This window comes from Bradyrhizobium ontarionense (assembly GCF_021088345.1).
Classification (GTDB): domain Bacteria; phylum Pseudomonadota; class Alphaproteobacteria; order Rhizobiales; family Xanthobacteraceae; genus Bradyrhizobium; species Bradyrhizobium ontarionense.
Genome location: NZ_CP088156.1, coordinates 4,837,848 through 4,857,850 on the forward strand (window position 1 = coordinate 4,837,848; position 20,003 = coordinate 4,857,850).

The 20,003-nt window shown below is 64.8% G+C and carries 13 protein-coding genes; all 13 read right to left on the reverse strand.

Annotated elements, in window-relative coordinates; translation table 11 throughout:
* Positions 1-4 precede the first annotated feature (4 nt).
* Positions 5-1,183 (reverse strand): glycosyltransferase, encoded by a 1,179-nt coding sequence (locus LQG66_RS21310; protein WP_231317645.1) that lies wholly within the window; start codon positions 1,181-1,183, stop codon positions 5-7.
* Complete coding sequence (locus LQG66_RS21315) at positions 1,176-2,198, reverse strand: polysaccharide deacetylase family protein (protein WP_231317646.1); 1,023 nt, start codon at positions 2,196-2,198, stop codon at positions 1,176-1,178. The genes LQG66_RS21310 and LQG66_RS21315 overlap by 8 nt, the downstream gene beginning before the upstream one ends.
* Positions 2,195-3,715, reverse strand: coding sequence for a lipid II flippase MurJ (locus tag LQG66_RS21320; RefSeq protein WP_231317647.1), 1,521 nt, complete (start codon positions 3,713-3,715; stop codon positions 2,195-2,197). The genes LQG66_RS21315 and LQG66_RS21320 overlap by 4 nt, the downstream gene beginning before the upstream one ends.
* Positions 3,712-5,091, reverse strand: coding sequence for an O-antigen ligase family protein (locus tag LQG66_RS21325; protein ID WP_231317648.1), 1,380 nt, complete (start codon positions 5,089-5,091; stop codon positions 3,712-3,714). The genes LQG66_RS21320 and LQG66_RS21325 overlap by 4 nt, the downstream gene beginning before the upstream one ends.
* The gene (locus LQG66_RS21330) at positions 5,088-6,245 is read right to left on the reverse strand and encodes a glycosyltransferase (protein WP_231317649.1); all 1,158 of its coding nucleotides are present in this window, start codon (positions 6,243-6,245) and stop codon (positions 5,088-5,090) included. The genes LQG66_RS21325 and LQG66_RS21330 overlap by 4 nt, the downstream gene beginning before the upstream one ends.
* Positions 6,242-8,542 carry a GumC family protein gene (locus LQG66_RS21335; protein WP_231317650.1) on the reverse strand — a complete coding sequence of 767 codons (2,301 nt, stop codon included), beginning with the start codon at positions 8,540-8,542 and terminating at the stop codon, positions 6,242-6,244. The genes LQG66_RS21330 and LQG66_RS21335 overlap by 4 nt, the downstream gene beginning before the upstream one ends.
* Positions 8,543-8,569: 27 nt before the next feature.
* Complete coding sequence (locus LQG66_RS21340) at positions 8,570-9,724, reverse strand: glycosyltransferase (protein WP_231317651.1); 1,155 nt, start codon at positions 9,722-9,724, stop codon at positions 8,570-8,572.
* Positions 9,725-10,064: 340 nt separating this feature from the next.
* Positions 10,065-10,757, reverse strand: coding sequence for a DUF2848 domain-containing protein (locus LQG66_RS21345; protein ID WP_231317652.1), 693 nt, complete (start codon positions 10,755-10,757; stop codon positions 10,065-10,067).
* Between the two features lie 196 nt (positions 10,758-10,953).
* On the reverse strand, positions 10,954-12,279 hold the full coding sequence (locus LQG66_RS21350) for a DUF3422 domain-containing protein (RefSeq protein ID WP_231317653.1): 1,326 nt from the start codon (positions 12,277-12,279) through the stop codon (positions 10,954-10,956).
* 1,136 nt (positions 12,280-13,415) lie between these two features.
* Positions 13,416-14,339: a DUF5655 domain-containing protein gene (locus tag LQG66_RS21355; RefSeq protein WP_231317654.1), complete on the reverse strand. Its 924-nt coding sequence runs from the start codon at positions 14,337-14,339 to the stop codon at positions 13,416-13,418.
* Positions 14,336-16,027: a restriction endonuclease subunit S gene (locus LQG66_RS21360; protein WP_231317655.1), complete on the reverse strand. Its 1,692-nt coding sequence runs from the start codon at positions 16,025-16,027 to the stop codon at positions 14,336-14,338. The genes LQG66_RS21355 and LQG66_RS21360 overlap by 4 nt, the downstream gene beginning before the upstream one ends.
* The gene (locus LQG66_RS21365) at positions 16,024-17,478 is read right to left on the reverse strand and encodes an N-6 DNA methylase (protein ID WP_231317656.1); all 1,455 of its coding nucleotides are present in this window, start codon (positions 17,476-17,478) and stop codon (positions 16,024-16,026) included. Before LQG66_RS21365 ends, LQG66_RS21360 begins: the two co-directional genes overlap by 4 nt.
* Before the next feature lie 2 nt (positions 17,479-17,480).
* Positions 17,481-19,928: an EcoAI/FtnUII family type I restriction enzme subunit R gene (gene hsdR / locus LQG66_RS21370; RefSeq protein WP_425601347.1), complete on the reverse strand. Its 2,448-nt coding sequence runs from the start codon at positions 19,926-19,928 to the stop codon at positions 17,481-17,483.
* Positions 19,929-20,003 lie beyond the last annotated feature (75 nt).

Here is a 20,003-nt window from a genome sequence, read left to right on the forward strand (position 1 = left end):
CTGACTAATTGGCTTGCAGCGGCTGGCTCCGAACGACGCGGGAACCAGTTCTCGACTGGTCTGCAGCGCGGCAGGCATTTTCAATCGCGCTCGCGACGGCATCGTAGGTGAAGCGCCTGAGCACATTGGCACGTGCGGCTTCGGCCCGCGCAGCGAGCTGCACGCGATCGATATCGAGCTCATCGAGCAGCTGGCACAGTCGGCCTGGATCCCGCTCGGGCACGATCCATCCGCCGTCGCCGACCACATCCGGAATGGCGCCGCAGGTCGATCCGATCACCGGAATCCCGCAGGCCTGGGCCTCGATAATCACCCGGCCGAACTGCTCGCGCACCGCGCGCGTCGTCCGCGTCAGCAGCAGCAGCGTATCCAGGCTGCGCAGGAAGGACGCGACCGCGGCCGGCGAATCCCACCCCTTGATATCGACGCGGTCACCCAATCCGAGCTCATCCACACGCTGGCGCAGATGCGCTTCGTGCGGCCCCTCGCCCATGATGCTCAGCCTGATCGGTGACTTGCTGCGCGCGAGCGCCTCCAGCGCGTCGTCCAACCCCTTCTCCACCACGAGCCGGCCGACATAGCCGAGCCGGAGCTGCTCTCCGGCGGGCTTTGCCAGTCTGGCCACGGCCGGCGTGAACGTCGCGAGATCGACGCCATAGCCGATCGGCGTCACCGGCCCCGAATAGCCTCGCGCCCTGACCACATTCGTTGCATCGGGACTGCGCGAAAGGACGTGATCAGTTCGCCCGAGCACGAATTTGCGGATCGCCTCGAATGGAGGTGGCAGCCGTTTCAGGATGTTCTGATCAACCTCGATCACCAGCGCCGCGCGCCCGCGCAGCATCTGGGCCTGCAGCGCCACGATGCTCCACGGCTCTTCCCAGAGCTGGATGACGTCGGGATCGAGCTCGCGCAGCAGCCGTCGCAGGGCTGGATAGAAATGGACGTACCACTTCATCGGGCCGGCTTCGGGCAGCCGGATCGGCAGCCGATGGATGGGAAAGCCTTCATCGCAGGGCGGGGCGACGATCGTGCGGCCAAATTCCTTCCAGACCTCGGGCATGACGAGGTGCAGATCGACGTCGGGCCGGGATGCGAGATGGCGATAGCGCAACCGGCCAGCCTCGCTGCTGGTGGCCGGATGCGCAATCGAGACGATCCGCAAGCGCCCGCTGCTAGACACGGCCCATCACCTTCGCTGCGGCGCCGCTGAGACCCGTCAGATGCATCTCCATCGCAGCCAGACTGCGATGAGCGCCATTCATGGTGTTGCGGGGGATGGAGAACGCATCCTGCCCGGCGAGAACCAGTCCCTTGCGCGTGGTCGCGGCGCTGGCAAATCCCGCCTGCCGCGCCAGCGCGAAATCACGCGGACCGCAATCGGCTGCACGCCCATAAGGAAAGGCAAAGTGCTGGACGTCGATCCCGAGACGCTCGTTCAGGCGCAGCCGGCCGTCCGCCAGCTCGCTCAGCGCGTCGTCCGGCGACAGCGACGCGATGCGCGCATGCGACACCGTATGCGCACCGATCTCGACCAGCGGATCCCGCGCGAGCACATCCAGCATGTCCCAGGAGATCGCGTGCTTCCCGTGCATCGCGTCGATGTCGATGTCGTTGGCGGCACAGAACGCGGCGTAGCGATTGCCAGCTTGTGGACCGTCCCAGTTGGCCGCGATCCGCGCAAACACGGCGCGACGCTGCCCGGCGCTCGACAATTCGATGCGCGCGCCATCGACCGTGACGTGGCCTTTGTGCAGCAGCGCATCTTCCAGGCCCGCCGCCCACAGCGGCAAGGTGCCGTCGGGAATGCCCGTGGTCACGTACAGCGTCACCGGCACGTTGTGCCGGCGGAACACCGGCACCAGCAGCTCGAACGTGTCGCGATAGCAATCGTCGATCGAAAAATTGATGTAACGACCGGCCGGCTCGGCGCTCGTCGTCCGACGCAGCGCCTCGCTGATGGTCACGACGTCCCAGCCCTGGCCGAGCACATAACCGAGGAACCTATCTAGGAAATCAGCATCGACGTAGAAGTCGCGATTGGGCAAACGCTCCCAATGCTGCGACGAAGCGGTGCGATGGAAGGTCAGGCAGCAGCCGCGCGGACCGAGCACGCGATCGGCGGCCTTGGCGAGCGGAAGGACGAACGCACTGGAGGCCATCATGGCTTTTGCTGCAGCGAGCGCCAACAACGTCAACTCAGCTCTCCCTTCATCCGGAACGTGCGGCGAGCATGCCTGAGCGCAGCGCTTGCGACGGCGGGCATCAGCATGCCGACCGCCAGGGCGAGGCAGATCAGATAGGCGATGCCGCCCGCGAACAGGCGCGCGAGCAGACCTGGCACGGCATCCTGAATCATCAGCCCGAGCACGACCATCAGCGCGGCCGGCAGCAGAGCGAGACCGATCACGGTCAGCAGCTTTCGCGCGTCTCCGAGCACGAACACGACGCCGAACAGCAGCACGAGGCTGCGGATGGCTTCGCCGATGCCGAGCAGTTGCATGCCGGCAGCCGGTGACGGATCGAACAGGGGGACCACCAGGTTGAACGCCATGTTGGCGAGATAGGCCGACACGATGATCAGCGCGGCGACGCCGTTGCGGCCGGCGCCGTTGAGCAGGCGGATCAGGATCCAGCCGAGCGTCGCCGCCCAGACGCCGCAGGCGATCCCCTTCAAGGCGTGTGATGTCAGCAGCAGCGCCTCGTCGCCGAATGCGCCGCGGAAATAGATGAGACGGACGATATCGGTCGAGAACAGCAGCAGGAATGCGGACGCCGGCAGCGTCAGCGCCAGCAGCGGCCGCAGCAGCGCTTCGGTCTGCGCGCGCGGATCAGCCGGCGCGTGCTGCGACAGCACGGCCATGCCGAGCGGCTGGCTGATCAGCAGCAACGCGCTCTCCGTCAGCGAGCGCGCGTAATCCAACGAGGCGACGGCGCCCGTGGTCAGGCGCGACGCGGTGAGGCGCTCGATCCAGACATTGCCCTGCTCGGCGAGCGGCAGCGCCAGCAGCACGCGCAGCCGGCGGAAGAACTCGATGCCCTTGTCGACCACCAGGCGGCCCGTGAGGCCGGAGAAGGTCAGCGTTCCCTCGCGCCACAGCGTCAACAGGCCCCACGCCGCGAGACCGTTGAACGCAAGTGTGAAGGAGCAGGCGAGCGCATAGGCGTCGCCCGTCAGAACGAGCAGGCCGATGCCGCCGATCACGGCCACGTTCAGGAGGCTGGCGCGGACATTGGTCAGCCGCGTGCGCCCGAGCGCGATCTCGCCGGCCGCCAGCACGTTGAGGACCGCCGAGGCCGGCATGCCGAACGACATCATGCGCACGAAGTGCAGGGTGAGCTCGCGCCCTTCCGCCGAGAAGCCGCCGACGACCGCGTTCACCCACACTTCGCCGAGCAGTAGGATGATCGCCATCACCACCAGCGACACCAGGCCGATCACGATCGTCAGCGCGCCCAGGCTGCGGGCGGCATCCGGGCGCTGCAGCGCCTCGCGATGCATCGGGATCATAATCGCCGGCACGCTTTCGTTCTGCAGGAACGCGAGCGGAATCAGCACGGCGGCCATGGCAGCGCGAAAGCCGTCGGCAACGAGCGAGGCGCCCAGCACATGCGCCATCAGGACTTCACGCCCGAAGCCGAGCATCTTGCTGGCCAGCGCGCCGCTGATCAGCAGCGCGCTGAAGCGCCGGAGCGAATGACCGGAGGAGCTCATGTCGCCTCCTCCCTCGGAGCCGGCGGGACCAGGAGGGCTGCGAAGGTCCAGAACAGGAAGCCGTTCTCGCCCGAGGTGATGTTGGCAAGCGGAAGCTGCATCAGTGCGCCGGCCGCCAACGCACCGACGATGACGGCCTCCGACGATCGGTCCGCCCACGCGGAGGCCAACGCATTGCCGATCGCCCAGAACAAGGCCGCCAGGCAGAAGCCGCCAACGATGATGCCCATCGTCAGCCAGCACGCGATGATCATGCCGTCGACCGGCATCGCGCCGGCGGCGCCGACGTCGGTGATCGTGAAGCCTGTACCGAACAACGAACTATCCGGCAGATTCCACAGCGTGACGAACTCCTGCAGCCGCTCCTGCGCGCTGCCGTCCTGCGTCCCTTCGCTCAATGACGAGAGGCGATCGGCGACCACGTCGCCGAACGGCGTCAATGTCGCCGCCAGCACCACGGCGACGCCTAGGCCGATCAGGATCAGGCCGGCGCGGCGCCGCGTCTGCGAGAACAGCAGGCAGAACAGCAACCCCACCGCGAGCGAGATCCAGGCTGTGCGATACATCGACAGCAGGAAACCGAGCCCCGCCGGCAACGCAAGAAGCAGCGCGGGCCACGAGCGACGACTGAACGCAACGAGAAGTAGCCCGGCCGCCGTGAAGCTGGCGTAGACCGCGGGCGCGTTCATGGTGCTGAACGAGCGCACGCCGTAGGGGACCGGCTGGCCGATCGAGATGATCGGCGCGAATTCCATCCAATAGCGATCCCAGTCCGGCGGATCGACATACTGATAGATCGCGTAGAGACCGGTGACGGGAAGGATGATCACGAAGGCGGAAGTGGCCGCATCGATCAGCTCACGGCGATCGGCACTCAGCATCAGCACTGCAGCATACAGCAGCGGCGCCAGCCATTTCAGTGGTCCCGAGGCGGCATTGGTCCAGTCAGCCTGCGCGAGCGACAACAGCCCGGCGTAGACGACGCAGACCGCGACGAGTCCGAGCGGCCAGATCCAGCGCGCCGGCAGTTGCCGTTCCTCGAGCAATTTCGGCAGCGATGCCACCGGTGCGAGAATGGCGAACAGCGGGCCGATCAGCATCAGACCCAACTGATCGTAGCCGGCCGAGAGGTCGACGATGCGCCGCACGAAGGGCGCGAAGCTGAAGAGGATCAGCGCGGCCTGCAGGTGCACGGCCGGCCCCTGCCGCCACGCGTACCAGCCGGCGCCGCCACACCCGAGCACGAACAGCGCGCGCGATGCGCCGCCGAGCACGCTCGCCGCGGTCGCGGTGAGCATCAGCACCAGGATCGCGGCGGCCCAGCCGGGCACGCGCCAATTCCGCTCGGTGGGGGAAGATGTGAGGATCGTGCTCACACCGCCGCTCCCGCGCGGACATGGCGGATCAGGAGCCCGATCGACTCGAGCATGCGCGCAAGGCTGTAATGCGTGCGCGCCCGGCGCGACGCATAGTCCAGCTGAGGCTCCAGAAGCTCCGGCTGAGCAAGGACGGCCTCCAAAGCTTCCGCCAGCGCACGCGCGTCACCGGGCGGCACGAGCAGGCCGGCCCGGCCATGTTCGAGAATGTCCGGCGCAGCTCCGGCATCGGTGGCAATCACCGGCACGCCGGCCAGCATGGCTTCGACCAGGGTGCGGCCGAACGGCTCGGGATCGATCGACGGATGCACCATCGCGTCCACCGCCTGCATCAGCACGGGCACGTCGCCGCGGTGGCCGAGGAAGTGGACCCGATCGCCGAGACCGAGATCGGCAACCAGCCTTCTCAACTGCACCGCATAGTCCTGCTCGCCGAACAGCGCATCGCCAACGATGATGCAGTGGACATCTGGCAGATCGGCCAACGCCTGAATCAGGACGTGCTGCCCCTTCCAGGCTGCGAGCCGGCTGAAGACGCCGACCAGCGATCCGGGTGGCAGGCCGAGCCGCCGCCTCAGCTCCTGCCGCGAGACGGGCTCGGGCTGAACGGTGAGACCATTCGGCACGACCTCGATGAGAGACCGCCGGCCGCCGGCATCGACGAAGGCCGCGGCAGCCGCCTCGGATGGAACGATGACCTTTGCCGCGAAACTGTTGGCCAGGAACACCTGCAGGCGGCGCTGCAGGGTGCCGAAATGCGCAGGACTGATGATGTCGTGCAGGTGCCAGATCAGCGGTCTCCGCGCCACGATGTTGGCGAACGCCGACAGCACAAAGGCCTTCTGCGAGTTGGCATAGACGACGTCATGCTTGCGGGCGGTTCGTGCAAGCTCGACGGTGATCGCGGCCAGCCGACCGAACAGCGGCAGAACCTTGAGCCATGAGCTGTCGCGGCGGAACTGCGCCAGGCCCTGCCCCCAGCGTGACGTGGTGACGGGAAGTCCGCGCTCAGCCAGCGCTTTGGCGAGCGGCCCCTGCTCGAACAGAAATGCCGACGACTGCGTTCGATCCTGCACCACGTCGAGAAGGATCAGTTCGGCGCCGCCGATCTGTCCGGTGTGATCAACGAACAGCACGCGCTCGGTCGCCATCATCCCGCCCTGGCATAGGCTGCGGTCGAGACCTGCTCTGGCCGCGACGTCGCGCGCCGCTCGGACTCGGTCATCGTCACGACAATGCCGACATCGCCGGCTCCGAGCGCCCTGCTCCGGCTCACCGCCTTGACGGCAGGCTCGATCGAGGATCGATCGCTGCCCACGCAGACGATGGCCCAGTCGATGCCGGTCAGGAAATCGCCCCCCTGCGCCGGGAGCGGCGTGTCGACAAGAATCGCGTCGTAGCCGTCGAGACCAGAGAGGAGTGCGTCGAGAGTGAGCGCTTCGAGGATGTCGCCGACCGGACCGGTCGTCGTGCCGACCGGTAGCACGTCGAGATGGGCGTGATCAGTACGCATGACCGCGTCACGCACAGGTGCCCCGTGGTCCAGCGCGCGCAGCCATCCCGAGGTCGGTGCCAGCGCCATCAATTGTGCAAATGCCGGACGCGCGAGCTCGCATTCGACGAGGAGCACGCGACGTCCGGCTGCGGCCAGATGTTCGGCCAGCGCGCAGACGGTCGTGGTCTTGCCGTCGCCTGCGTCAGGAGACGTCACGGCGATGCGTTGCGGCCGCTGCGGCTGATCCAGCCCCAGCTCGCGAACGAGATCGTGCAGCGCGTGCTGGAATTCAGTGTCTTCCGAGGCCAGGCGCAACACCTGCGGAATCGCGAGCGGCTGATGGCCCTGCAGAATGGCGCCGAGCGCGGACATCTGCCGCAGGGTCTTCAGCCGCGGCAGGCAGGCCAGGATCGAGACATCCGCGACGCTGGGAAAGTGAGATCTTCGCTCGGGCGTTAATGACGGCTCTACCGGCGCTGACGGCTCTGCGGCCTGCTCCGGCAGTTCGGGAACACTCGCCGGCGCATCATCGACGTCAGGCGCAACCTCGTCGCGGGCGGCCACGGCCGCTGCCGGCTGCGGGGCCACCTCCGGAGGAGCGACGGGGGCCGAGTGTTTGATCGCACGCGAGCCGAGCTGATCAGCCAGAAGCGCAGCGCCGACGCCGAAGATGATTGCAAGCGTCATTCCGGCGGCCAGGAACGGGATCTTCTTCGGGAAGAACGGCTTGCTCGGCAGCTCGGCGAGGCTGACGAGGCGCGTGCTGCCGCGCAGGACGCGCCGCTCGGTCTCGAGCTCGCTCGCCTTCTTGTACAGCTCGGCATATTGCTGCCGCTTGATCTCGGTGTCGCGGACCATGCTCTCGATCGACGCCTCGTCCAGCGTGGCCGAGCCGGCCTCCGCCTTGGCGGTGTCCATCCGCTTCTTCAGCGTGTTTACCAGCGTATCATTGGCGTCGAACGCCTTCTGCGCGCTGGCCGCGATGGACTGCATCTCGTCGACCAGCCGCTGCTGGATCGTCGCCTGCTCGCGCGTCAGTGCCAGGATCGACGGATGCTTCGGGCCGAGCACACCGGCCGCGCTCGCGAGCTGCGCGCTGACGCTCGTCAGCTGCTGCTTGAGGTCGGCGATGGTCCGGCTCTGCAGCACTGACGGTGCGTCGGTCGGGCCACGCTCCTGCTCGGACTTGATCTCCTGCAGCCGCGCCGCAGCTTCGGCCCGCGCCGCCTCGGCCTGCGACAATTGCTGGCCGATGCTCGTCAATCGCTCCGAGGAGATCGGCGCGTTGGCGCCGCGCATCAGCCCCTTGGTGCGGCGGAATTTCTGGATCTTCTCGTCGGACTCGCGCAGCTGCTGGTCGAGCTGCTTCAGCTCCTGCCACAGCCAGGAGCTCGCGACCTCGCGGCTGTTGGCGCCCTCGGTGCGCTGATCCTCGAGAAACGTCTGCGTCAGCGCGTTCGCGAGCGCCTGCGACACCTCGGCGAGGCCGGACTGATAGGAGATGTTGATGACGCGCGAGCGGCCGGCCGACGCAACGCTGAACCGGCTCTCGACGTGATCGATGAACGCGCCGGTATCGGATTTGAGCCGCTGGCAGGCATCCGTCGACCCGAGCAGACGGCCACGCTCGCACTCGCTGACCACGGCGTCGACGACGCCCGGCGTCGACATGATCTGGCGCAACAGGCGCGGCGACCGGATCACCAGCAGTTGGCTTTCCATGTCGGCTGGATCGCCGATCTTCTGCGCCCACGCCGCCGAGGTGTTGGCGCCGGGCTCCTGCTCGGCGATGATCACCGAGGCGGTGGCGAGATAGCGCACCGGGAGCAGGACGAGGGCGGCGATCGCAACAAGCAGCGTCGCGCCCGCCACGATGGCGAACACGCCGCGACGGCGCCAGATCCGGGCAACGGCGTCAAAGCCGGACAAGGCTTCCGCTACATCCGCCTGCCTCATGATCTGTACTTTCACCACATACGAACTCTACGCAATGAGCCGCGTCGCGCGACCCTGATGTCCCGCACGGAAATGCTCGAGCTCCTCATTGACCGCCGCTGCGAACTGGCTGCGGAAGCGCTCGGCCGAGAAGAAGCCGGCACGCTGCCGGCAGTCGAGACGCGAGATCGATTTCTCCCTGGCCACGAACGACCGCACGCAGGCCGCGATCGCCTCCGGCGCGGGCCTGTCGAAGAACATGCCGGTCGGGCGCGGGCCCGTCGTGAGGATCGACTCGCGCGCGCCGCCGCGGCCCAACGCCAGAACGGGGGCGCCTTCGGACTGCGCTTCCACCGGGATGATGCCGAAATCCTCCTCCGCTGCGAACACGAAGGCGCGCGCGGTGGTCATGAGGTCGCGCAATTGCTTGTCGGGGACGAAGCCGGCGAACTTGATGTTCGGCCCCGCGATCGCCTTGAGCCGCGCGGCCTCCGGACCGTCGCCGGCCACGACCAGCTCCAGATCCGGCATCGTGTTGAAGGCGCAGACGATCGGCTCGATGCGCTTGTAGGGCACCAGCCGGCTGGCGGCCAGAAAGTGGTTGCCGACCGGCAGAATCGCATCGCGCTGCGCGATCGTCACCGGCGGATAGATCACCTTGGCGTCGCGGCCGTAGATCTTCTTGATGCGGCGCGCCACGAACTGCGAATTGGTGAAGATGGCGTCGGGGCCGTGGGCGGTGCGCGCGTCCCAGATCCGCATCTTATGCAGCAGCGTGCGGGCGACGAGGCCCTTGACGCCGGTCGCGTAGCCGCTCTCCTTGAGATACTGGTGCTGCAGGTCCCAGGCATAGCGCATCGGCGAATGCACATAGGCGATGTGCAGCTGCTCCGGCCCGGTCAGCACGCCCTTGGCCACGGCGCAACTGCTCGAAATGACGAGATCATAGTTCGACAGGTCGAACTGCTCGATCGCGAGCGGCATCAGCGGCAGATAGGAGCGGTGATACTTCCGCAACAACGGCATCTTCTGCAGGAAGCTCGTCTGCGACGTCTCGAATCCGAGCCTGGCGCGGTCCTCGGGGCGCAGCAGGTCGAACAGCGTGAAGACATCGGCGCCGGGATAGCAGCGCAGGATCTCCTGCAGGACCTTCTCGGCGCCGCCGACAACGTAGAGCCAATCGTGGACGATCGCGACGCGCATCGCACTCTCCCAATTCCCGGGGTATTTAATAAAACCCTTAAGGGAGGTATCCACGCGCACAACCGGTTCCTAAACTTCTAGTTAATCGCCCTTGTCCTCCGACCCGTCGAATGCACGCTGATCAGGTAGGGATCGGTTAAGGATTTGCCAGCCGCTCCGCGTCTCATGTCGCGACATGATCGTGCCGGACCGGAACGCCTGACGCGCGGTGGTCCCGCTTCGGCACACTCCGACACCCTAGGCCGTCTTGCTTAACAGGCCCTTGCCAGCCCCTTGCCGCGCGGGCGCTCGCGCGCTCAACGCCCGGCCGCACACGATCGTGATCGCGCCGGCCGCCCGGTCAGCCGGCGACGGCGAGCTGCGCGATCCCGTAGCCGTGGCGGATCACGCGGTTCAGCACGGGATCGACCAGCTCGAATTCGAAGCGGTCGGCCGGGCGGATGCCGCCCTTGGCGGCGAAAGTGCCGCCGAACATCGCGGTGCCCTCGGGGAGACCAGCATCGCCGTAGCGGCGCGCGATCAGGTCGAAGGGGGCCAGCATGCCGCTCAGCGTCCCCTCCTGATACAGCACGCGCTCGCCATTGATGGTCGCGAATGCGCGCAGCATGAGCCGGTCCCAATGCGCGGCGACGTCGTCGACCAGCCACAGCTCCGGCGCGACCGGCTTGTCGCACATCTGCTTGGAGACGGTGATGTTGTAGGTCTCGACCTTGCGGTCGGTATGGTCGGAGCCGACGCCGACGAACAGCTTCCCGCCCGACTTCACCAGCACGAACTCGACCTCGCCGGAGGAGTCAGCCCCGCTGACCTCGATGCTGTCGGCGGTCGTCAGCCGGCTGGCCGCGACCTCGTAATAGATCGGCGTCGTCGCCGGCCGGGGAATGCCGAGCTCTTCCAGCTCGGCGATGTGCTTGTCGCGGGCGACCGGATCGCGGCCGGTCCAGCCGGCGATGACGAGGCGCTTCGGCGTGATCTGCTGCCGCGTCGTCGCACCATCAGCGTGAACCAGGACCTCGATCGTCGTGCCGCTCATCGTCTCATCGCCTCTTCATGACCAGCGCGCCGCTTACCCGCCCCGCCGCCCGCTGGCAAGCCAGCGATTGGGGCCTCATGGTTCGAGACGCGCCGAAGAGGCGCTCCTCACCATGAGGGTCTTGAATTCCGCCCAGAGAGCGATCCTCGTCCTGAGGGCCCGCCGCAGGCGGGTGTCTCGAAGGACGGCCGCCCCCTCACTCCTTCTCTTGCTCCGCCTCGTGATCCTCCTTGAGGTGGCGTTTGCGGATCTGATGCGTCGTGAACCAGATCAGCGCGATCGCGACCGGCACGAAGGCGGCGGTGGCCAGCGTCGGCTCGACCGGCAGGCCGGTGTCGTGCGCGCCCTTGGCGAGGTAGCCGAACAGGCTGACGACGTAATAGCCGATCGCGGCCACCGACAGACCTTCGACCGTGCTCTGCAGCCGCAGCTGCAGCTTGGTGCGCTCGTTCATCGAGCGCAGCAGGTCGCGGTTCTGCTCCTCCAGCTCGACGTCCACCCGGGTCCGCAGCAGGTCGGCGGCGCGCGCGAGCTTGCGCGACAGTTCGGACTGCCGCCCCTCCAGCGCGTTCAAGGTGCGCATCGCCGGCGCAATGCGGCGGGCGAGGAACGACGACCAGCTCGAATAGGGCGCGATCGCCTCGCCCTCGATGACCGCGAGCCGCGCCTGCACCAGGTCGTAATAGGCGCGGCTGGCGCCGAATCGAAACAGGCTGCCGGTGGCGCCGCGCTCGAGTGACGCCGCGAGCTCGGTGAGCTCGGTGAGCAGATGGTTGTTGAGCTTGAGCGTCTCGGCGCCCTGCATCTCCTCGAGCACCTCGCCGAGCCGCCGCTCGATGCGGTCGACCTGCGGCGCCAGCGCGAGCGCGGCGGGCAGGCCGAGCAGCGCGAGAGTGCGGTAGGTCTCGAGCTCCAGCACCCGCTGCACCAGCGCCCCGAGCCGCTCCGGCGTCGGACCGTCGGCGCAGACCAGGATGCGGGTGAAGCCGTCGTCGTCGAGGCGGAAGTCGGAGGCGACCGCGCCGGCGCTGCCCTTGATCGCGACGATGGCGAGGCTGCTCTTGTCGAAAATCTGCTCGGCGCGCGCCACCGGATCGACCCCGTTCTCGACCTCGAGCTTGACCGCCACCAGCAGCTCGCCGGCCTGCGGCAGCGCCGCGATCAGCGCCTGCAGCTCCGGCGCAATGTCGCCGAAGCGACGCGGGCTCCCTCCGGCCCGCGGGCTCCAGATCCAGGTGAGCGTGGCGAATTCCGAATGCTGCTCGAAGCGCAGCCTGACCGGGCCAAGATCGACCTGGTGATGCTTGATACCAGGCTCCGGCGGCGGCGCGCCGTGCTGCGCGCAGAACGCGGCGAGGCTGGCGCGGTCGGTCGCCGCGCTGTCGCCTTTCGCCATGAAGCCGAAGCGGATCACCAGCACCGGCTGGGTCAGCGGCGTGAACGGCCGCGCATGCACCTCGTTCAGCACGCTCTCGCGAAGGGCATGCGGCGTGAAGGCGGACATGTCGAGCGAGGCGGTCATCGGGGGAGTCCGTGCGTGAGAGCGACACCTGACGCAGACGATCGCGCTGCGCCTGAATTGATCACCCCCGTCATGCCGTGCATCCCCCTGACTTCCATTGTCGCCCGGCCGCCAACGCGCCAGCAGTGTGTGACACCACTGTAGCGCAATTCGATGACGGCGCCACGGCTGCGGCGATGTTGTGGGGGATGGCACTGCGACTGCTGCAGCTTCCTCTTCGGGCCAGTTCGAGCCCACATCGCGCGGCTTGCTCGGTGCACCTCGCCCCGCTCTTGTCCGCCGCAGCTCGCAGAGCGAAGGCGGATGCGGGGGCGCGACGAGCTTCGCTCGCGCTGAGAGGTCGGATTGCATCGAAGATGCAATCCGGGTGAGGGGGTACAGGTCTAACCACTCGCACTGCCCGTGTGTCTGCCCCTCACCCCAACCCTCTCCCCGTGAAGAACGGGGAGAGGGAGCGCACCGCCCGCGCCGAGATAGCTGGGCTCATACATCTGAAGATCACAGAGGCCACGCGTGGCGTCCACGCAGCACACCGCCGATGACTCGCCTGGACACACCAACACCTCCCGCGGCGCGATCGCACCCGAGATTGATCTCAATGAAGCCCTCCGACAATGCCGAGGGCGCAGGGAAGGCCGGACCTCGACTGAGGCCCGTGGCCCCCGTGCGGAAAAATTGCACGGGGCAGGAACCACAGGTTCAGCCGGATGACCCGGCCCTCCCTGCGCGATAGTTTTAACGTCTGCTCCGCGCTCTCCCCGGGGACCGGGCTTGTTTGCCCCCGTCATCCTGATGACACGTCATGTCACACGGACTTAGCGCCAGCGTCGGGGCGCCAGGACCACACGGCTTGAACGTCCGCGAGCTGCCAATCGTCCAGCGCAACAGCACCTGACAAGCCCGCGGCCACCGCTCCCCGCCTCAACGTATCGTGACGACGCGTACGCCCCTCTGCATGAGGACGGGATGCGGGAGATAAGAGCATAATTTCTGAAAATTAGCAATAGGAATCTTTTGGACCCAACCAGGCTGGGCCCGCAAACTAGCCAGAACAGCCCGATTTGGATCATTGCGACGTGCCGATCGAGCCGCCGTGAGCAGGCTCTCGAACCGGAGGGCGGACGAAAATCAAAGTTTCAGGAGTTTTCGTAGCTCAGCTTGATCAGCGGCATTGCCCGCTCCAGGTCCTCTGGCTTGGTGAGCGTGATCTCCAGGTCACCCGTACCGAAATGTCCCAGATTTGAAACGTCACGTGTAAAGCCAGGCTCCAGCGTCACGCTGGAAGGATCGACCTTCACAAACATGAGGATCTTCGAGGCAGTGGGCCTAAATTCCACGCACGCGAAATTCTTGATCCGTTTAAAAGCGATATAGAGTTGCAGCTTCGTTTCCTGCACGTCGTCGCCCAGCGCCAGCATGTAGGCCCGCAGGGCCTCGAAACGATCGATCATGGCGGCGTCCAGCTCTTCCATGACCGAACTGATCGTCTTGTATCTTCCAGAACCAGCCAATCCTGGCTCGCTGCCCTGGGAACTGGATACGACCGCGGCCTGCGCCTTGACGGACGTCGCCACGAGCAGATCGAGCATCAGGAGATCAGGACCGAAACGGCGATAACGGATCAGCTCGATGTTGCGCTGAATCTGCTTCACCGCGTGATCGTCATAGCGATTGAAATCGCCGGCAATGCAGATCAGGCGCGGCGCCGACCAGTCGACCGTCTGGGCCTGCTCCTTGCCCAACTTCTCCATGACCAGCCATTGGAAATCCTTCCGATGGTCCATCAGCCAATCGAGGTAGAAGAGGCCTTGATTGATCACGTTCTCGTTCGATGCGCGCTTGTACTCGAGAATGACCGGGCAGCCGTTTTCGTCCAGTCCCAGCGTGTCGACGCGACCACCGTTGGACGTCACGAACTCCGAGGCCAGAAAGCGGACACCCAGCAGAGCCTCCAAGTTTCGCTCGAATAGGGTTTGGACAGACTTCTCGACCGTGTCCGTCGTTCCGACGAGTTCATCAACCTTTCCCGAGCCGACACGAAACAACTTAATATCGCTCATTCGGCCGCCTCCAGCTCACGATCCGCCTCAGGCGATAGCGCTACGCGAAGAAGAGCGTCGAATAGATCAATTCGGACCTTCGCCGCACAAAGAAGTACCGCTTCAAGCTCGTCGCAAAGCGTCATTAGCGAGTTGACCTTGGCGACTATGCGCTGCTGCTCAGCAAGGGGAGGAAGCGGAAATGGGATTTTTCTGATCTTACCGACGCTCAAGCTAAATAAGCCTGCCGAGGTTATGGCAAGTTTCTTCATCTCGCTCATTCCGTCCGGCGAATTCAGATACAATGCTACATATGGAGTCAGCAAAACCTCCTTTGGACGACAGCGAATGAGGTGGTTCTGGTGAACACAGTTTGCAATCTCGCCGTTCCAAACAGCGCAGCGCCCGATTTCGCTAGGGCTTCCGTTTCCCTCAACAACCAAAATATCTTGCGGTTCAAGGCGGAACCTTTCGAGTTCACCATCCAGAAGCTCAAACCTCTTTATGTTGGAAAGCTCCAAACGACCGCGATATACATTTCCAACACCAAGATACGGAAACGCGTTCGTCTTCGGGGTTCGAGCCGGAGTCTTTTGCATTCCGCCCGAAACAGTAAAGCAGTCCTCGATCGCGGCCCATTCCCAGCCACGAGCGAGAGGGTCTTTCAGGTGGAAATTCGCATCCGAAGGGTTAGCTCGCAGCCGTTTCAATAGCACCTGCGCCGGCTCGTCGTTCGGGTCCTGCGGCACGAGCTTGCCGCGGACGGCGAGATTGAAGATGGTCTGACGAAGCTGCTTGATCTGGTCGGGACGCGCGGTGAGCGCCGGCAGCGCGTCGAGCGCGAAACGCACATCGGACTGGAAAGTTTCGGGATCAGGTGCGTTGAGGCGGACGAGGCTCGCTGCTGCCAACCGATCGCGCGTCGACTCGCGTGTGGCTCGCGCTGCTTCGAGCCGATCGCAAAGAGCCATCAAATCTTTAACCTTGGCGACGATACGATGTTGCTCGGCCAGCGGCGGAAGCGGGACTGGCAAGCTCAAGATCACATCGCGAGAAACATTCTTCATGGAAGGACTAACCCCAGAAGCATGTTTACTGTAGTGCTCTCGAGAAAAATCCGCATAATTATTGACCAGCAGGACAAATCGATGATCGCACTCATTGACGAGACGAAGACGGACGATCTTATCGCTCATCATCAGCCTGACGGGATCTTCGTTCACGATGACTGCACGAGCAACTAACTCGGCAGTGTTCGCCCTGGAGATTAAAAAGTCTCCTTTCTTCACCACCGCGTTAGCTCTCGGTTCCGTTCCTGGCAGAACCTGCTTATTTTCGGACGCGCGGAATTCGCCCCAGGAGACAGCGCTGACCTTCAGCACTCCCCACTCATCACCACTTCGAGCATAGTTTTCTGTCCTAGGACTCCATCCAGAGTCCGAGTGAAGAACCAGCTGGCCAAGTCGAGCCCAAACCCAACTTGGCGGCAAGTCAAAGAGCGGTGGCTCGCTCTTATCGGCGCTGGGCACAGATGAGTTTATTGCTTTGGCGATCTTCTCTAGTAACTCCGATGCCGGATCGTGACTCGGGTTCTGCGGCACTAGCTTCCCCCGCACCGCCAAACCCAGAATGAACCGCCGCAGCCGCGCTATCGCGTCCGGCGCTTCGGCAATCTCCTCATAATGCGCCAGCAGACGCTCGGCGTTCATCGTGCCAGCGCCTCTGTCAGGATCGCCTTGAGCTGATCGCGCAACACCGCCGTCTCGGCCTCGGCCTTGCGCAGATCGGCGAGCAGCGTCTCGGGGTCACCGTGATCGTCGGCTACCGCATGCGGATTCTTGACGTCGAGATTGTAGCCGCGCGCCTTGACCTCATCGATGGAGACGCGCCACGCCTGCGGCGTTTCGGCGCGGCCCTTTCGCTCCGAACCACGCCACCAGTCGATGCAGTTCTGGAAGTGCTCCAGCCGGATCGGCTTGGTCATCGAATAGGCCTTCTGGCCCTCGGGCACACGGTGCTCGTAGAACCAGATCTCCTTCGTCGGCGTTCCCTTCTCGAAGAACAGCAGGTTAGTGCCGATCGAGGCATAGGGCTTGAACACGGAATTGGGCAGCCGGACAATGGTGTGCAGGTTGCACTCCTCCATCAGGTGCTCCTTCAGCCGGGTCTTGACGCCCTCGCCGAACAGGGTGCCGTCGGGCAGCACAACGGCGGCGCGGCCGTCCTGCTTCAGGAGACGCACGATGAGCGCGAGGAACAGGTCGGCGGTCTCCTTGGTGCGGAAGGTCGGGAAGTTGTTCTCGATGCCGTCCTCCTCGCGGCCGCCGAATGGCGGATTGGTGAGGACGATGTCGATACGCTCGTCCTTGGTCCAGGAGATCAAAGGACGGGCCAGCGTGTTGTCGTGGCGGACGAAGCTCGGGTCCTCGATGCCGTGCAGCAGCATGTTGGTAACGCAGAGCATGTGCGGAAGCTGCTTCTTCTCGACCGCCCGCAGGCTCGCCTGCATCTTCTCGCGCTGCCTGGTGGTCTTGACATAGTTCCGCTCCATGTGCCGGATGGCGCAGGTGAGAAATCCGCCGGTGCCGCAGGCCGGATCGAACAGGGTCTCACCGGGATGCGGATCGATGCGATCGACCATGAAGGCGGTGACGGCGCGCGGCGTGTAATATTCACCGGCATTGCCGGCCGACTGCAGGTCGTTGAGGATCTGCTCGTAGATGTCGCCGAAATGCTGGCGCTCGGTGAGATTGTTGAAATCGACTTCGTTGATCTTGTTGACGACCTGCCGCATCAGCTGGCCGGACTTCATATAGTTGTAGGCGTCCTCGAACACATCGCGGACGACGCGGCGGCGATCGCCTGATTTGGTCGAGACCGCGAGCCCCTTCAGCGCCGGAAACAGCTCGCCATTGATGAAGGCGAGCAGCGCATCGCCGGTGATGCCCTCGGGGTCCGCCGCCCAGGCACGCCACTGGTACTTCTTCGGGATCGGGGAGCGGTAGTCGTCCTGCGTGACCTCCAGCTCCTGGTCCTGGTCGTCGATGATCTTGAGGAAGAACATCCAGCACAGCTGGCTGATGCGCTGGGCATCGCCGTCGACGCCGGCATCCTGGCGCATGATGTCCTGGATGGACTTGACGGTATTGCGGACGGACATGGTCAGACGACTTCCTGGTAGAGGGAGGATTGCAGCTCGTGGACGGCGCGTTCGAACGCCGGGCGATCGCCGAACGCCTTGATCAGCTCAAGCGGTGTTCCGAGCTCGCTGAGCGGCGGAATGCGCAGGATGTTGGTGTCATCGAGATTGAGCACGCCTTCGTCGGCGTATTTGGCCAGCAGGGCGTCGAGTACCGCGCGGGCCTGCCCTCCATATTTGCCGAACACGTCGCGCTTCCTGACGTTGTCGGCCCGCTCGCGGCGGGTCAACGGCTTGCGATCGAATGCGACATGACAAATCAGGTCGAAGGGATCAAGATTCTTGCCGAGCTCGTCCACAAGCGCATCGAGCACCAGACCCTCCGCCTCCAGCTCCTCGACGATCGCCTGCTTGCGTTCAGCCGCTTTCCAACGCTTCAGGAAGTCGTCGAGGCTGGCGAAGCGCCTCTTCAGGGCGGTCCGGGTGAAATCGCGCAACGACTCGGTGACAAGCTTGCCGTTCTCGTCGAGATATTCGACCCGCTCGGCGACGATGCGGGCACCGATGCCGTCGACATAGATCTTCCGCCCTCCTCCCGCTGCAGGTGCCGGGCCACCCGGCCGAACGAGAACGGTTTCCTCCTCGCCATCCGGGCCAAGCGGCGGCTGCTCGTTCTCGCCGAGATCATTGTCCATGTCGTCGGGCGGCGCGATCGGATCGCCCTCGCCCGGCTCGTAGATTTGCACGGGATCACCATCGAAGTCCGGATCGGCGAAATGGTTGGTGGCGCCGCGGAAGTCGATCAGGGTGAAATAGTATTTCTTGGTGTCCTCATGAACGCGGGTGCCACGTCCCACGATCTGCTTGAACTCGGTCATCGATCCGACGGTGCGATCGAGCACGATCAGCCGGCAGGTCTGCGCATCGACGCCGGTCGACAACAGCCGGGAGGTCGTCACTAGCACCGGATACTTCGATTCCGGGTCGATGAAGTTGCCGAGCTGGTCCTGCCCCTCCTTGTCGCTGCCGGTGATGCGCATGACATAGCGCTGGTTCTCGGCAACGAGATCGGCGTTCTCGTTGATCAGGGCCTGCCGCATCCGCGCGGCGTGTTCCTCGTCGACGCAGAACACGATCGTCTTCTGGAAGCGATCGCCGCTCTCCTTCAGGAACTCGGTCACCTTCTTGGCCGTCAGCACGGTGCGGTCGTCGAGCACGATTTTGCGGTCGAAATCGGTGGCGTTGTAGATGCGGTCCTCGACCTCATTGCCGTCACGATCGAGCTGGCCCAGCTCGGGACGATAGCCTTCCACGTCGCGATCGATGTGGACCTTGATGACCTTATAAGGCGCGAGAAACCCGTCGCTGATGCCCTGTTTCAGCGAATAGGTGAAAACCGGCTCGCCGAAATAGTCGGTGTTGGAGACATATTCGGTCTCCTTCGGCGTCGCCGTGAGGCCGATCTGGGTCGCGCCGGAGAAATGGGTCAGGATTTCCCGCCACGCCGAATCTTCGGCGGCGCTGCCGCGGTGGCACTCGTCGATCACGATCAGGTCGAAGAAGCCGGGCGAGAACTCGCGATAGAGCTTCTGGCGCTCCTCAGGCCCTGTGATCGCCTGATAGAGACCGAGATAGATCTCGAAAGCCGTGTCAACGCGCCGCTTCTTGTCGAGCGCCAACGGCAGCTCTTCCCGACTGCCGTCCTGCCGCTCGATGGTCTTGGCATGGGTCGAGAGCTTCGCCATCGCAGCACCGAACGGACGGAAGTCGTTCACCATCGTCTGGTCGATCAGCACATTCCGATCGGCCAGGAACAGGATGCGCTTCCTGCGCCCCGCTTTCCACAGCCGCCAGATGATCTGGAACGCGGTATAGGTCTTGCCGGTGCCGGTCGCCATGACCAGCAGCACGCGGTCTCGCCCCTTGGCGATGGCCTCGATCGCGGCATTGACGGCATTGACCTGGTAGTAGCGTGGGGCCTTGCCGCTGCCGTCGTCGTAATAGTCCTGCAGCACCACTTCCTCGGCGGTGGCATCGAAGCCCTTCCAGGCGCGATAGCGCGCCCACAGATCGGCCGGCGAGGGAAAGGCATCGAGCGAGAGATTCATCTCCATCGGAACGCTGCGGCCGGTTCGATCATGGAACAGGAAGCCGTCGCCGTTCGAGGAGAACACGAACGGGATGGCCAGCGTGGCGGCGTAGTCGAGACCCTGCTGGATGCCATCACCAACGCTGTGAGCATTGTCCTTGGCTTCGATCAGCGCCAGCGGAATGTTCGGCCTGTAATACAGAACATAGTCGGCGCGCTTGGCTTTGCCGCGGCTGACGAGTTTGCCACGGACGATGATGCGGCCCTTTGTGAAGCTGTATTCCTCGCGGATCTGGACCATCTCGTCCCAGCCCGCCTTGCGCAGCGCTGGGGTGACGAACTTGGTGCAGATGTCGCGTTCGCTGAGGCTGGCCTTGTCCATGCGCGTCAGCAATCTCCCCATCGCAATCGTCCCAGCTCCGGGCGGGACCTCAAATGATGCAAACGGCTCAAAAGT

Coding starts and splice junctions, on each gene's coding strand:
- LQG66_RS21320 (WP_231317647.1), bottom strand. CDS start 3,715: ATGAGCTCCTCCGGTCATTCGCTCCGGCGCTTCAGCGCGCTGCTGATC.
- LQG66_RS21330 (WP_231317649.1), bottom strand. CDS start 6,245: ATGATGGCGACCGAGCGCGTGCTGTTCGTTGATCACACCGGACAGATC.
- LQG66_RS21335 (WP_231317650.1), bottom strand. CDS start 8,542: ATGAGGCAGGCGGATGTAGCGGAAGCCTTGTCCGGCTTTGACGCCGTT.
- LQG66_RS21340 (WP_231317651.1), bottom strand. CDS start 9,724: ATGCGCGTCGCGATCGTCCACGATTGGCTCTACGTTGTCGGCGGCGCC.
- LQG66_RS21345 (WP_231317652.1), bottom strand. CDS start 10,757: ATGAGCGGCACGACGATCGAGGTCCTGGTTCACGCTGATGGTGCGACG.
- LQG66_RS21350 (WP_231317653.1), bottom strand. CDS start 12,279: ATGACCGCCTCGCTCGACATGTCCGCCTTCACGCCGCATGCCCTTCGC.
- LQG66_RS21355 (WP_231317654.1), bottom strand. CDS start 14,339: ATGAGCGATATTAAGTTGTTTCGTGTCGGCTCGGGAAAGGTTGATGAA.
- LQG66_RS21360 (WP_231317655.1), bottom strand. CDS start 16,027: ATGAACGCCGAGCGTCTGCTGGCGCATTATGAGGAGATTGCCGAAGCG.
- LQG66_RS21365 (WP_231317656.1), bottom strand. CDS start 17,478: ATGTCCGTCCGCAATACCGTCAAGTCCATCCAGGACATCATGCGCCAG.
- hsdR (WP_425601347.1), bottom strand. CDS start 19,928: ATGGACAAGGCCAGCCTCAGCGAACGCGACATCTGCACCAAGTTCGTC.